Consider the following 14,712-nt stretch of genomic DNA (forward strand, 5'->3'; position numbering starts at 1 on the left):
TAACTTAGACAGGATTAAAAGGCAAATTGTTCAGCATCCATCGCCATTAGGCTATCAAAGCCAGTATTAATGCGAGCTACATGAACCAAATGACGCGGCATCAGTTTGGCAAAATAAAACTCGGCAGTTTTGACTTTGGCATCATAAAAGCCGTATTCGCCTTGCAATGATTTGTCGGTGTCAAGATCGCCATCAAGCTCTGCCAATTTGGCTTTTGCCAATACAGCCGTTCTCGCCCACAGATACCCCAAGGTGACATAGCCACTAAAATACAAATAATCAACCGCAGCAGCGCCAACAGCTTCAGGGTTTAGCGTGCTTTGCATTGCGATGCGCGAAGTCAGATCGCTCCACTGCTTATTAAGCTTGGCAAGTGTCGTAATCATCTGACCGACTTCATCGTTATCTGCATTTTCTTGGCAGAATTTATGAATGATCTTGGTAAAGTTCGCTAACATGCGACCTTGTGAGCCAAGCACTTTTCTGCCAAGCAAGTCCAATGCTTGGATTTCGGTCGTGCCTTCGTACAAGCATGAAATGCGCGTGTCACGCAGGTTTTGCTCCATGCCCCATTCGCTGATGTAACCATGACCACCATAGACTTGTACGCCCATATTCGCTGACTCAAGACCAGTTTCGGTCAAGAATGCTTTGGCGATTGGGGTTAATAGTGACAACATTTCATCAGCAAATTTCACTTCGCTTGGATTTTCACCTTTGGCGACAGTATCTGCAAATTGAGACAGATAATACACCAGCGCACGACCACCTTCACTAAAGGCCTTTTGGGTAAGTAGCATGTTGCGCACTGCTGGATGATGGATGATGCTATCTGCTGGCTTGTTCGGCTCTTTGACACCTGATAAAGCACGCATGGCGGTACGCTCTTTGGCGTAAGTTAAAGACCCTTGAAAAGCAAGCTCAGACGCTGCCAAACCTTGGATGGCAGTGCCTAAGCGTGCCACATTCATAAAGGTAAACATGGCGTTTAGACCACGGTTTTTTGGTCCGATCAGATACCCTTTGGCATTATCAAAGTTCATCACACAAGTCGCTGATGCTTTGATCCCCATCTTATGCTCAATCGAGCCACAGCTGACTGTATTACGCTCGCCCACTGAGCCATCATCATTAACGATGAATTTTGGAACGATAAATAACGAAATGCCTTTGGTGCCCGCTGGCGCATCTGGCAGGCGAGCTAGCACGATGTGAATGATGTTCTCAGTCAAATCATGCTCACCTGCTGAGATGAAGATTTTTTGACCTGTAATGGCATAGCTGCCGTCTTCATTTGGCACAGCGCGCGTCTTGATGATGCCAAGGTCAGAGCCTGCGTGTGACTCAGTCAAGCACATGGTACCTGACCATGCCCCTGTATTCATTTTTTCTAGATATGTGGCTTTTTGGGCTTCTGTACCATGATGCTCGATGGTTTGAATGGCGCCATGCGACAGTCCCGGATACATCGCAAATGACCAGTTGGCAGTACCCATAATCTCACTGACTGCGCTTGATAGCGACACCGGTAAACCTAGTCCGCCAAACTCAGGCTCGGCATTGATCGCAGGAAAACCAAGCTCGCAGTATTGCGCATAGGCTTCTTTAAAGCCGGTCGGTGTGGTGACGACGCCATTATCAAACTGACAGCCTTCGATATCACCCGTACGGTTCAAAGGTGCAATCACCGACTGCGCAAAATCAGCTGCCGCCTCAACATAGCTATTAATTGTATCTGCATCTAGCTCTGCATAAGCAGACAGTTTACCATAGTGTGCTTGACTGTCTAACAGCTCGTGCATGACAAACTGGATATCACGGATAGGGGCAACATACTGCATGGTTCATTCCTTCATGATAAATAACGCTCAAACAGCCTTTGCTTCACTGAGCCAATCTTGGCTGATAAGCTCAATCAAAGCATCGCGATATGAGCGTCTAAAACTGATATACAAAATTCCTCTAATAAAATAGCCAATGCCATCCCACAATGCAAATCCCCCTTTTGACTCATCAGTCATAAAAGTAAGCTTGCAAAATGTTTGCCATCAAATATTGATTGTATTTTAGCATGGCAGTATGACAATTTACCCCAATATAAAAACCGTCCAATCGGTTCGGATTGGACGGTTTTTATAAGATCTCTCAATTACTTGATACGCATATCGCCTGTCTCAACGAAACGCTGATGCCATGATAGCGCTTCTAGTAGCAGATGTGGCGTGTGGATACCGCCTGCTTTTTGGCTCGCCACTAACGCACGATCATAATAATCGCGCAGCATATCACGATAATCTGGATGTGAGCAGTTCTCGATGATCAGTTTAGCACGCTCTTTTGGAGATTTACCGCGCAGATCTGCCATGCCTTGCTCAGTCACAATGAACATCACATCATGCTCGGTATGGTCGTGATGGCTCACCATCGGTACGATCGCAGAAATCGCGCCGCCTTTAGCGGTAGATGGGCTGACATAAAAGCTAAAGAAACCGTTACGCGTAAAGTCGCCAGAGCCGCCGATGCCGTTCATCATACGCGTACCCATGACATGCGTTGAATTGACATTACCATAGATATCAGCTTCGATCATTGAGTTCATGCCGATCACACCTAGGCGACGGATAACTTCTGGATTGTTGCTGATTTCCATTGGGCGCAAGATGATCTTATCTTTTAAGAACTCGATGTTTTCGTTAAAACGCGCCAATGCATCTGGGCTAAACGACAAGGCAGTCGCAGAAGCAGTTTTCATTTTCTTAGCCAAAATCAAATCAAGCATACCGTCTTGAAGTACTTCGGTGTAGCCTTCTAGGTCATCAAATGGCGCATCCAAAAGACCTGCCATGACTGCGTTGGCAACGTTACCAACACCAGACTGTAGCGGCAGTAGGCTCTTAGGCAGGCGACCTGCTTTGACTTCGTGATCAAGAAAATCAATCACTTGGGCGGCGATACGCTTAGAGACATCATCAGGTTCAGCAAACTTCGAGTTACGGTCGCCTGAATCAGTCATGACGATGGCAAGCACTTTATCTGGATCAATCGCCAAACCAGGCGTACCAACGCGATCAAACGCACCGACGATAGGAATTGGCTTGCGATGTGGTGGCAAGCCGACATCACCATAAATGTCATGCATACCCTCAAGACCTGGGCTTAGAGCAGCATTGATCTCAATGATCACTTTATCAGCATTTTTGACCGCCTCGACACCGTGACCGATACCCATCGCAAAGATCAGCTCGCCATTTTCAGTGATGGTGGTCGCTTCGACGATGGCGATATCAAATTTGCCATAAAACCCTTGGCGCATTTGCTGCTCAACATGCGACAGATGCATATCTTGATAAGCGATCTCGCCTGCATTGATGCCGTTACGAAGAGTTGGATCAGATTGAAATGGCGAGCGAAAATGTAGTGCTTTTGCCTCTGCTAGGACGCCATCACACTCAGGCGCAGTTGAAGCACCTGTTACCATACCGACAGTAAATTTTTCACCTTTTTCATGGGCAGCTTTAGCCTTATTAGCGATGGCAGTTGGTAGAGCTTTTGGGTAGCCTGCACCCGTAAAGCCTGTGATGGCAAGCATCATGCCATTTTGAACAAATTGGGCAGCTTCATCAGCACTCATGACTTTTTCGCGCAAACCTGCGTGTTTAATACGATCAATAGACATACTGTCTCCTTATAGATGTGTACAATTGTTTATAGCAAAAGCTATCAAGATTTTAGCACTAACCACAAATAAAATAAATAGCTTAGGCTAATATTTGTCATGATTATTCAAGATTTAAGCTCGTTTTGATGACAAATTTTAACCACCCTATTGCCTTTGAAAATGAGTCAAAATATCAATCTAAAAGCCAAAAAATATCGCCCATCAGGACGATATTTTTTATACTTTAGGCTTAAGTTATAGACCCGCCTTTAAGCTGGCTTCGATGAATTTATCTAAATCGCCATCAAGTACCGCACTGGTATTCGATGTCTCAACGCCTGTGCGCAGGTCTTTGATGCGTGAATCATCTAGGACATAAGAGCGAATTTGACTGCCCCACCCGATATCGGATTTACTGTCTTCAAGCGCTTGCTGTTTTTCCATGCGTTTTTGCATTTCTAGCTCATAAAGCTTAGCACGCAGCATCTTCATGGCGGTGTCTTTGTTGGCGTGCTGAGAGCGCTCATTTTGACATGCGACGACCACACCTGTCGGCTGATGGGTGATGCGTACCGCAGAGTCGGTGGTATTCACGTGCTGACCACCGGCACCGCTTGAGCGATACGTATCAATGCGTAAATCGGCAGGATTAATGTCAATTTCCACATTATCATCAATCTCAGGCGACACAAAAACCGCAGCAAACGAGGTATGGCGACCATTATTACTATCAAAAGGTGATTTACGCACCAAGCGATGCACGCCAATCTCTGTACGCAGCCAACCAAAAGCATAATCGCCTTTGACCGCGATGGTGGCGGATTTGATGCCTGCCACACCCCCTTCAGACACTTCCATCACGTCAGCCTTAAAGCCGTGGCTTTCGCACCAACGAAGATACATCCGAAGCAGCATCTGTGACCAGTCTTGGGCTTCTGTACCACCTGAGCCTGCTTGGATGTCAAGATAGCAGTTATTGGCGTCCATCTCACCACTGAACATGCGCTTAAATTCTAAGTCTTCAACCTTGGCAAGCGCTACATCAAGCTCGGATTGCACATCATCAAGCAGGCTTTCATCACCTTCTTCAACAGCCAGCTCAAGCATGGCAGCAGCATCTTCTAAGCTTGTGTCCAGCCCTTCAATCACGCCGATAATCCCATCTAGCATGGATTTTTCTTTACTGATTTTGGTGGCTTCTTCAGGATTGTTCCAGATGTCAGGATTTTCCAGCTCTAAATTGACTTCTTCAAGACGCTCTTTTTTGGTTTCGACGTCAAAGATACCCCCGAAGCTCTTGCCCACGGGCGGCTAAATCTTTGATCTGTTCTTGATATTGGGCAATTTCCATGATCTCTCCAGTAAAAATAATTCGGTAGCATGACCAAAATTGAAACGAAAAATTATAACAAATCTTGTGTAGTTTTACCATGCCAAACGCACAGTATAGCACCTAAATCATGGCTTGATGACGTGCTGCCTGATGACATCAATCACATCGACCAATCCACCACTTGCCACCCTTCTTCTTTGGCATGTGCTCTTAGGATATCATCTGGCGTTACACAGATGGCTTCATCAGCGTGGCTTAATAGTGGAATGTCGTTTTTTGAGTCAGAATAGGCGATGAGTTTATCAAAGGTGACACCTTGAGATTCAAAACGACTGATAAGATTTTTTAGATGATAAATTTTACCATCTTTAAAGTTAGGCTTATCCGCAACTTTACCTGTATAGGCATTATCCACCACTTCTAGACGAGTCGCCAAAGTGTGCTCATCATCCACCCCAAATAACTGAGCAATGGGCACCACCACAAAATCATTGGTCGCACTGATCACCACGACGGTATCGCCTTGGGCGCGATGAGAGGCGATTTGATCAATCGCCTTTGGACGCATATTTGGGCGTATCCAAGTCTTTAGATACTCATCTCGATAAGCCTGCAGATCGGTCATACTTTGGGTGCTCAAAAATGCCGCCACAAATTCATTGTATTCCACAGCATCAAGCGTGCCTGTGATATAATCTTGATAAAATTTATCATTAGCATCGGCATAGACTTGGAGGTCTACCAAGCCTTTTTTAACAATGTACTGCCCCCAACTGTGATCGCTGTCCACATTAATCAAAGTCATATCCAAATCAAATAGCGCTAAGTTTGCCATAATTTTCTCATCACTAATAAAATCAATACCTAAGATACCGCTATTTTGAATGAAAATGCTTGTCTCGTCAAACACTTCTGTTGGCAGAATCTAAAAAACAAGCCATAAAAAACAGGTCTTCAAACCTGTTTTTTATGGCTAAGCACAGACTACTGAGCGGCTTTCATTTTTGCCAACAGCTCAGCAATCTCATCATTGGCTTCTTTTTCGCTTGATAGATCGCCTTGGGGGGTTAAATCATCCACCACCTTAGGCAAAAGCTCGGCGATGCCTTGGCAAACTTCTGATTGGCTTGCGCCCGTTTGCTTACAAATTTGTTCAATTTCTTGATTGTCAAATAATCTGGCGATATCATCAGCATCAATGCCATCATTATTGGTATCAATATTCACCCAAGACTGGGCTTTATTTTGTAAGCCGCTGTTAGAAAATTTACCCAGCACGCCTGACAGACCGCCGTTTTTTTGGATAAATGCTAGTACAACTGGCAACAAAGCAAGCAACAGCGCACTTTTATTCATGCCAGCCGATTTGACATTACCGCCGCCTAAGACTGTGCCAAGGATATTACCTAAATCGCCAGCACTGGTATTTTGTTTATTACCGCCCAACAGACCGCCTAGCACAGAGTCTAACGCTGAGCCTTGTGCTTGTCTGCCCCCCATTTGGGTACCAAGCACACCACCTAACAGACCACCCAAGCCTGCACTTGCGGCATTAGATTGACCTGCGCCTGTCAAGCCGCTAAGCAGGCCACCCAGTCCGCCTTGCTGCGAGTTTTGTGACGATTGCCGAGCTTGCGGCTGCGGCTGTACGGCATTTTTTAAGACTTCTCCAACAATACTTTGTAATAAACTCATACGATTTCCCTTATCCTTAATAATCTGTTTTGTGATAACACTGTGCGATAACTTTTAACATTGTTTAACAACAACATTAAATAACGGTTTTATCTTAACAAAATCCAAGTCATCAAGGTACGGTGTTTTTGTAAACATTTGTGCTATTTTTGGTAAAGTCTTGCCAGTGCTGATAATTTTGAAAAATTCTGTGGATCTGTTTGATCACCAAAGATGACTACTCTCATGGGCTGCTTTTTTGGGCTGATGGCATAAAAATCCATCACCACCGCTGAACTTATCCCCAAATTCACCCAGCGGATATGGTGCAAATAGGCTTGATAGATCACTTGACCATCATTTGAGCCATCTTTGATAGCCGCTGACTGCTGTGAATGCACAGGAAACGATAAAAACCAAATGCCATCGATTTGACGGCTGCTCATTTGACGGATGCCTGATCGCTGATGATAAGCATAAAACCCGATCAATGCGCTAGCACACACCCCTAAGATCACCCACTGCCACCACAATAAGCCGACAGCCAAACAGATGAGTATCACCAAAAAGATGGCGACCATCCACAGATACCACCCTGCGCGCGTCGGCACAAAGGCTGCATCCAGCACCAAAGGATATTTAGAATAGACGCCCAAAATTTGGCTTACAATTTCATCATGACTGTTAGACAGCGTCAGTATGACGAAGCGATTTCATCTTATCAATCAAGGCGGCGACGCCGGGCTCTGATGGCATTTCTTGACCCAAAAAAAACACCAACAAATCCGGGTCTTCGTAGCTTAATAATGCTTCAAATGCCTGCTGCTCATCCGCGTCCGCACTCAAATAATGCGATTTGACATAAGGATCGATATAAAAATCCAATTCTTTAAGACCGCGGCGAGCTTGATAGATGATGCGGCGCTGTGCGTCGGTAGGCTGATGAGTCATACAATCTTCCCAAAAATTCATTTAAATTTTGCTATGCTTAGTATAGCAAAATTGCGTTATTTTTTACGATAAATTTTTAATCGGCGATTATTTATGATAATTTGTGATATACCCATTAAGTTATCAAATGAAATATGGATTTTTAATTTATCAGTGTTTATAATAGACCAAATTGCAAATCTAATAATTACCCTTCAATTCATTCTCACAGCGACAAAAGGATAAGCCATGACAATGATCAGTTCCACCACCTATTTGGCAAGCCCTGATGATTTTTCAGACAATTGCGGTTTTGGTTTGATTGCCCATGTAGAAGGCACGCCAAGCCATGATTTGGTCAAAACTGCGATCCACTCGCTAAGCTGTATGACGCATCGCGGCGGTGTGGCTGCCGATGGTCGCACAGGGGATGGCTGCGGTTTATTGATCGCAAAGCCTGACGCATTTTTTCGCGCGGTCGCTGCCGAAAACGGCTTTGAGCTGTCAGAAAATTTTGCGGTCGGTACAGTCTTTGTCAATTTGGATCAAGCCAAAGCCAAGCATAGTATGCAAGTCTTAAACGAAGCAATCACAGGCGAAGGCTTGGAAGTGGCAGGCTGGCGAGATGTGCCCGTCAATCTTGATATTGTCGGGGATATCGCACGCGAAAGCCTGCCGGATTTTAAGCAAGTCTTTGTCAATGCGCCAAAAGATATGCCTGCTGATGAATTTAATCGGCTACTATTTGTCGCGCGCAAAAAAGCAGAGCTTCAGCTGACCGAAGATGAGCTATTTTATGTGACAGCATTAAACTGTCAGACTGTGATTTATAAAGGTTTGGTGATGCCCAAAGACTTGCCAAACTTTTTTTTGGATCTGCAAGATGATCGCTTAAGCTCACACATTGTGGTATTTCATCAAAGATTTAGCACCAACACCCTGCCACGCTGGAATTTGGCTCAGCCATTTCGCTATCTGGCGCATAATGGCGAGCTAAACACCATCACTGGCAACCGTAATTGGTCAGTGGCGCGCACACCCAAGCTAAAATCTGACAAGCTGCCCGAGCTACAAGCACTGGCGCCGCTGGTGAATAGCACAGGCTCTGATTCATCAAGCTTGGATAATATGCTTGAAGTACTGATGAATGGTGGCATGAGCCTATTTCATGCCATGAGTATTCTGGTGCCGCCTGCATGGCAAAATGTCGACAGCATGGATATGGATCTGCGTGCTTTTTATGAATTTTATTCGCCGCACATGGAAGCATGGGATGGTCCGGCAGGCTTGGTAATCCAAGATGGTCGCTATGCAGTGTGTATGCTAGATCGAAATGGTCTGCGTCCTTCAAGATGGGTCACCACCAAAAATGGCTACATCACGGTGGCATCTGAGGTAGGTACATGGGATTATACGCCTGATGATGTCTTGGCAAAAGGTCGCATCGGTCCAGGTCAGATGCTGGTCATCGATACCTATAGCGGTCAGATCATGGATACCAAAACCATCGCCACCATTTTGAAAAAAGCTCATCCTTATCGCAAGTGGCTGCGCGAAAATGCCATGCGCATCCGCGACAATCAAGCCATCGAGCTATCACTGGCATCCGCCACCAAAGACACAGAGCATCTGGCAGCACTACAAAAGATGTTCCATATCACCAGTGAGGAGCGCACCGAGATCATCCGCCCTGCCGCCGAAAACGCTCAAGAAGCGGTCGGCTCTATGGGAGATGATACGCCGATGGCGGTGCTCTCACGCCAAATTCGCCATGTGGCTGACTTTTTTAGACAACAATTTGCACAGGTGACCAATCCACCGATTGATCCTTTGCGTGAATCGATTGTGATGAGTCTTCAAACTTGCCTAGGTGCCCAAACGGATGTCTTCAACCCTACCTCCAAAGACGCACACCGAATCATCTTATCATCGCCGATCTTATCAGCCAGTAAGATGCAGCAAATCGAAGCCACTCAAGACCCTGCTTTTTTGAGCCAAAGAATCGATCTTAACTATGATGACAGCCTAAGCCTAAAACAAGCCATTGATAACATCTGCCAAGAAGTCGTGGCTGCCATCAAGCAAGGCTACACTTTAATCATCTTATCTGACAAAAACATCAAAAAAGGCAAAGTGCCTGCCAATGCCGTTTTGGTGACTGGCGCTGTGCATCATCACTTGATCCAACAAGGCTTGCGCGCCGATGCCAATTTGATCATCGAAACAGGTCTGGTGCGTGATCCGCATCACGCCGCTGTCTTGATCGGTTTTGGGGCGACGTGTATTTATCCGTATTTGACTTATGAAGTGATTGATCATTTGGTGGAAACAGGTGAAATCAACACCGACGCCTTGAGCGCACGCGCCAATTTCCGCAAAAGCTTAGATAAAGGCTTATTAAAAATCCTATCCAAAATGGGCATCTCAACCATCGTCTCTTATCGCGGCGCACAGCTGTTTGAGGCGGTGGGACTGTCGCCTGAGATTGTGGATTTATGCTTTGTCGGCGTGGCAAGTCGCATCAAAGGCGCTACCTTTGAGGATTTGGCAAATGATCAAGCCATCCTAGCCAAAAATGCCTTTACACGCCGTACGCCCTTGGATAAGGGGGGTTTGATTAAATTTGTCTTTGATAAAGAATATCACGCCTTTAATCCAGATGTCGTGCGAGCGCTGCACAGCGCGGTTCGCTCAGGGGATTATCAGGAATATCAAAAATATGCCGACATTGTCAATCATCGCCCTGTGGCGACCATTCGTGATTTGCTCGCTCTAAAAACTGGCAGTGAGATTGATCTTGATGAAGTCGAAGGCATCGAGTCCATCCTACCGCGTTTTGACTCGGCGGGGATGTCTTTGGGCGCTTTGTCGCCTGAAGCACATGAATCCATCGCGATGGCAATGAACACCATCGGCGGTCGCTCAAACTCAGGAGAAGGCGGCGAAGATCCAGCGCGCTACGGCACGCTCAAAAATTCAAAAATCAAACAAATTGCTTCGGGTCGATTTGGGGTGACACCTGCATATCTGCGCTCTGCTGAAGTGCTGCAAATCAAAATCGCTCAAGGTGCAAAACCTGGTGAAGGTGGTCAGCTGCCTGGTGGTAAGGTCAATGATCTGATCGCACGCCTGCGCTATTCGGTGCCTGGGGTGACTTTGATTTCACCGCCGCCGCATCATGATATTTATTCCATCGAAGATTTGGCGCAGCTGATTTTTGATCTAAAACAAGTCAATCCCAGTGCTTTGGTTTCGGTCAAGTTGGTCTCGCGCCCTGGCGTTGGCACCATTGCTACTGGCGTGGCTAAGGCTTATGCAGACTTAATCACCATCTCAGGCTATGATGGCGGTACAGCAGCATCGCCTTTATCATCGATTCATTATGCAGGCTCGCCTTGGGAGCTGGGCTTGGCAGAAGCGCATCAGTCCCTGCGCGTCAATGGCTTGCGTGATAAAGTACGCATTCAGACAGACGGCGGTCTCAAAACAGGTCTTGATGTCGTTAAAGCTGCCATTTTGGGTGCCGAAAGCTTTGGCTTTGGTACCGCCCCGATGCTGGCTGTAGGCTGTAAGTATCTGCGAATTTGCCATCTGAATAACTGCCCAACCGGTGTCGCCACACAGCGCATTGATTTGCGTGATGAGCATTACATCGGTGAGGTGGATATGCTGATTAATTTCTTTAAATTTGTGGCGATGGAGACGCGTCACTGGATGGCGAAACTGGGCGTGCGCACGCTGGAGGAGCTGGTTGGTCGCACCGATTTATTGGACATCTTAGAAGGTCAAACCCCCAAACAGCAGCATCTGGATCTGACGCCGCTTTTGTACAGCCACCCACGAGCCGCAGACGCACCGCACACCTGTCAAGTGCCAAGCAATGTGCCATTTGATCAAGGCATCTTAGCTGAGCGCATGGTCAGCGATATGGCGATCAGCATCAAAAAAGGCTATGGCGGTGAATACAGCTACCGTATCAGCAACTGCGATCGCTCTATCGGCGCGCGTATCTCTGGTGAGATTGCTGACACTTGGGGCAATCTGGGCATGAGCGATAAGCCCATCAAACTACATCTGACTGGTACGGCTGGTCAGTCATTAGGCGTATGGAATGCAGGCGGTCTGAACATTGAGCTAGAAGGTGACGCCAACGACTATGTCGGCAAAGGCATGGCAGGCGGTGAGATTGTCATTTATCCACCCAAAAACATCCACATCAATACCACCGATTCTGCCATCATCGGCAATACTTGTCTGTATGGCGCAACTGGCGGCGCTCTGTATGCTGCCGGGACAGCAGGTGAGAGATTTGCGGTGCGCAATTCAGGCAGTCATGCCGTCGTCGAAGGGGCAGGCGACCACTGCTGTGAGTACATGACAGGCGGCGTGGTGACTGTCCTTGGTAAAACAGGCTTAAACTTTGGGGCAGGCATGACTGGCGGCTTTGCATATGTGCTGGATATGCAAGGTGATTTCTTTGATCGCTGCAACCACGAGCTCATCGATTTACATCGCATCTCAAGCGAGCAGACCGAAGAACATCGCATTTATTTGCGCAAAATCATTGAAACCCATGTTGAAAAAACTGACAGCGCATGGGGCAAGACCATCTTAAGTGATTTTGAGCATTATGTGCGCAAATTTTATTTGGTTAAGCCAAAAGCCGCCAATATCGCCACGCTGCTCAAAAGCACTTTGGCTGATCCACAATAAGAAAGAAAAATGACAGGCATTGTCGGCAGATACCCATCAATGCCCAATAAGGAGATTACCATGACAGCTCGTTTACACAATGATTTTCAGTTTTTGGAGGTGGCGCGCAGCGATCCTGCCAAAAAATCACTCGAAACTCGCAAAACCAAATTTATTGAGATTTATAAGCCTTTTGATCACGATTCCGCCGCTCAGCAGGCACACCGCTGTCTGGAGTGTGGCAATCCATACTGTGAATGGAAATGCCCTGTGCATAATTATATCCCCAATTGGCTTAAGCTTGCCAGTGAAGGGCTGATCGAGCAAGCGGCTGAGCTGTGCCATACAACTAACACCCTGCCTGAAGTCTGCGGTCGCGTCTGCCCCCAAGATCGGCTCTGCGAAGGGGCGTGTACGCTCAATGACGGCTTTGGGGCGGTGACGATCGGCAATGTCGAAAAATACATCAATGACACCGCCTTTGAGCGCGGCTGGCGACCTGATATGAGCAATGTGCTCTGGACAGGCAAGCGTGTCGCGGTGATTGGTGCTGGACCTGCAGGTCTTGGCTGCGCTGATATTTTGGTCAGAAATGGCGTGCGTCCTGTGGTATTTGATAAGCGTCCCGAGATTGGCGGGCTACTCACCTTTGGCATTCCTGAATTTAAGATGGAAAAACAGGTCATGAAGCGCCGCCGAGAGATTTTTAGCGATATGGGCATTGAATTTCGCCTAAACACCGAGATTGGTAAAGACATCACCATTGATGAAATTTTGGCTGAATATGATGCGGTGTTCATGGGTATGGGGACTTATACCTATATGCGCGGCGGCTTTGCTGGCGAAGACTTAGATGGCGTGTATGATGCGCTGGATTTTTTGATTGGCAATGTTAACGAATGCCACGGCTGGCAAAGTGATAATGAGCCTTATGTCAACCTAAAAGATAAACGCGTCGTCGTGCTTGGCGGCGGTGATACCGCCATGGACTGCAATCGCACCAGTATCCGTCAGCAAGCCGCTTCGGTGACTTGCGCCTACCGCCGTGATGAAGACAGCATGCCAGGCTCAAAGCGCGAAGTGACCAACGCCCGAGAAGAAGGCGTGCAATTTTTGTTCAATCGTCAGCCAGTTGAAATTATCGGCGAAAACGGCAAAGTCACTGGCGTCAAAGTCGTCACCACCGCTTTGGGCGAGCCTGATGCCAATGGACGCAAATCCGCCATCGTGGTCGAAGGCTCTGAAGAGATTTTGGCTGCTGATGCTGTCGTGCTTGCATTTGGTTTTCGCCCAAGCCCTGCTGATTGGTTTGGCGATCTAGGCATAGATATGCATGCTGATGGACGCGTGATCGCTCCAGAACAACAACCTTTCAAATTCCAAACCAGTCATCCAAAAATCTTTGCTGGTGGTGATATGGTACGCGGCTCAGACTTAGTCGTCACTGCCATTTGGGAGGGTCGTGAGGCTGCCAAGGGGATTTTGGACTTTTTGGAAATTTAATAATTTAAAAAAAATCGCCGCTTATGTCATCACTAAGCGGCGATTTTTGTTTATTGATTAAAATTTGGCTTTCGTTTTTCTTTAAAGGCAAGAACTGCTTCTTTGCATTCTGGCGACTGCACATGCCGCATAAAAATTTCAGCCTCATCATCGATGCATTGAATGATGCGCGCCAAATCATGCTTTAAAAGCTGCTTGGTTTGGCGTACCGTTTTATGAGGCATATTGGCGATTTTTTGGGCTTGGGAATACGCGTAGTCATAGACATCAGCCCCATCAGGCAGGGCATTGATCAATCCTAATTTTTCAGCTTTTTGGCGATCAAATTTTTGGGCGGTGTATAACAGTTCACAGGTCTCCACATAGCCGATACGCTCCACCATCAGCTGAGTGGCTGCTCCTTCGGGCGTCACGCCAAGCCCCAAAAAGGGCATCTGAAATACCGCCGTATCATCAGCATAAGCCATATCCACATGAAGTAGTAGCGTCACCCCAATCCCAATCGCTGCACCTTTAATCGCCAAAATAATCGGCTTGCCAAACCCCGCTACTGTCTTTAGCAGGCGAAACGGCGGCAGATCCCCTGCCTTAATTTTCTCAAGATCGTACTCAAAAAACTTAATAAAATCGCCCATGTCATTGCCGGCGCTGAAGTCATCTTCTGCACCGCGCAGCACCACAGCCTTGATTTGGTCATCTTTCTCGGCAGCGATCAGCGCATCACAAATGGCATGATATAACTCAGAGTATAGCGCATTTTTAGCTTTTGGACGGTTGATGGCAAGCACCAAAACGCCATGCTCTAGGCTTGCTTGAAGTTCAGGATGAGAAACTTCTGTATAAATCGTCATAGGGATCTTCCTTGTAATTATGATGGTTTTGATTGTTGCGCTCTGACAGTTTGGCTAACATTATAACAATG

The 14,712-nt window shown here is 46.8% G+C and carries 11 protein-coding genes; 2 read left to right on the top strand and 9 right to left on the bottom strand.

The window, feature by feature from the left end; genetic code table 11:
• Positions 1-14: 14 nt before the first annotated feature.
• The 8 genes from B0180_RS00090 to B0180_RS00120 all read right to left on the bottom strand — a co-directional run bounded on the left by B0180_RS00090 (position 15) and on the right by B0180_RS00120 (position 7,616).
• The gene (locus tag B0180_RS00090) at positions 15-1,841 is read right to left on the bottom strand and encodes an acyl-CoA dehydrogenase C-terminal domain-containing protein (RefSeq protein WP_078255116.1); all 1,827 of its coding nucleotides are present in this window, start codon (positions 1,839-1,841) and stop codon (positions 15-17) included.
• Between the two features lie 27 nt (positions 1,842-1,868).
• The gene (locus B0180_RS10095; RefSeq protein WP_167366894.1) at positions 1,869-2,021 is read right to left on the bottom strand and encodes a hypothetical protein; all 153 of its coding nucleotides are present in this window, start codon (positions 2,019-2,021) and stop codon (positions 1,869-1,871) included.
• 128 nt (positions 2,022-2,149) lie between these two features.
• Positions 2,150-3,676 carry an acetyl-CoA hydrolase/transferase family protein gene (locus tag B0180_RS00095; RefSeq protein WP_078255117.1) on the bottom strand — a complete coding sequence of 509 codons (1,527 nt, stop codon included), beginning with the start codon at positions 3,674-3,676 and terminating at the stop codon, positions 2,150-2,152.
• A 237-nt stretch (positions 3,677-3,913) separates the two neighbouring features.
• Positions 3,914-5,009 (bottom strand): peptide chain release factor 2 gene (gene prfB, locus B0180_RS00100; RefSeq protein ID WP_122973863.1). Its coding sequence is split into 2 segments (ribosomal slippage): positions 3,914-4,936 and positions 4,938-5,009, totalling 1,095 coding nucleotides; the frame shifts between segments, so codons are not numbered across the junction.
• A 142-nt stretch (positions 5,010-5,151) separates the two neighbouring features.
• Complete coding sequence (locus tag B0180_RS00105; RefSeq protein WP_078255430.1) at positions 5,152-5,826, bottom strand: HAD family hydrolase; 675 nt, start codon at positions 5,824-5,826, stop codon at positions 5,152-5,154.
• 149 nt (positions 5,827-5,975) lie between these two features.
• Complete coding sequence (locus B0180_RS00110) at positions 5,976-6,686, bottom strand: YidB family protein (protein WP_078255118.1); 711 nt, start codon at positions 6,684-6,686, stop codon at positions 5,976-5,978.
• 143 nt (positions 6,687-6,829) lie between these two features.
• Positions 6,830-7,321 (bottom strand): hypothetical protein, encoded by a 492-nt coding sequence (locus B0180_RS00115; RefSeq protein WP_233424878.1) that lies wholly within the window; start codon positions 7,319-7,321, stop codon positions 6,830-6,832.
• Between the two features lie 28 nt (positions 7,322-7,349).
• Positions 7,350-7,616: an FAD assembly factor SdhE gene (locus tag B0180_RS00120; protein WP_078255432.1), complete on the bottom strand. Its 267-nt coding sequence runs from the start codon at positions 7,614-7,616 to the stop codon at positions 7,350-7,352.
• A 228-nt stretch (positions 7,617-7,844) separates the two neighbouring features.
• Between B0180_RS00120 and gltB the strand changes: the two genes are divergently transcribed.
• Together gltB and B0180_RS00130 are read left to right on the top strand one after the other, a co-directional pair.
• Complete coding sequence (gltB, locus tag B0180_RS00125) at positions 7,845-12,308, top strand: glutamate synthase large subunit (protein WP_078255119.1); 4,464 nt, start codon at positions 7,845-7,847, stop codon at positions 12,306-12,308.
• Positions 12,309-12,368: 60 nt separating this feature from the next.
• Positions 12,369-13,790, top strand: coding sequence for an FAD-dependent oxidoreductase (locus tag B0180_RS00130; protein WP_078255120.1), 1,422 nt, complete (start codon positions 12,369-12,371; stop codon positions 13,788-13,790).
• A gap of 50 nt (positions 13,791-13,840) precedes the next feature.
• Here B0180_RS00130 and B0180_RS00135 read toward each other — a convergent pair whose 3' ends face one another.
• Positions 13,841-14,641, bottom strand: a complete 801-nt coding sequence (locus B0180_RS00135; RefSeq protein ID WP_078255121.1) for an enoyl-CoA hydratase-related protein — start codon at positions 14,639-14,641, stop codon at positions 13,841-13,843.
• Between the last annotated feature and the right edge of the window lie 71 nt (positions 14,642-14,712).

Source organism: Moraxella canis (assembly GCF_002014965.1).
Classification (GTDB): Bacteria; Pseudomonadota; Gammaproteobacteria; order Pseudomonadales; family Moraxellaceae; genus Moraxella; species Moraxella canis.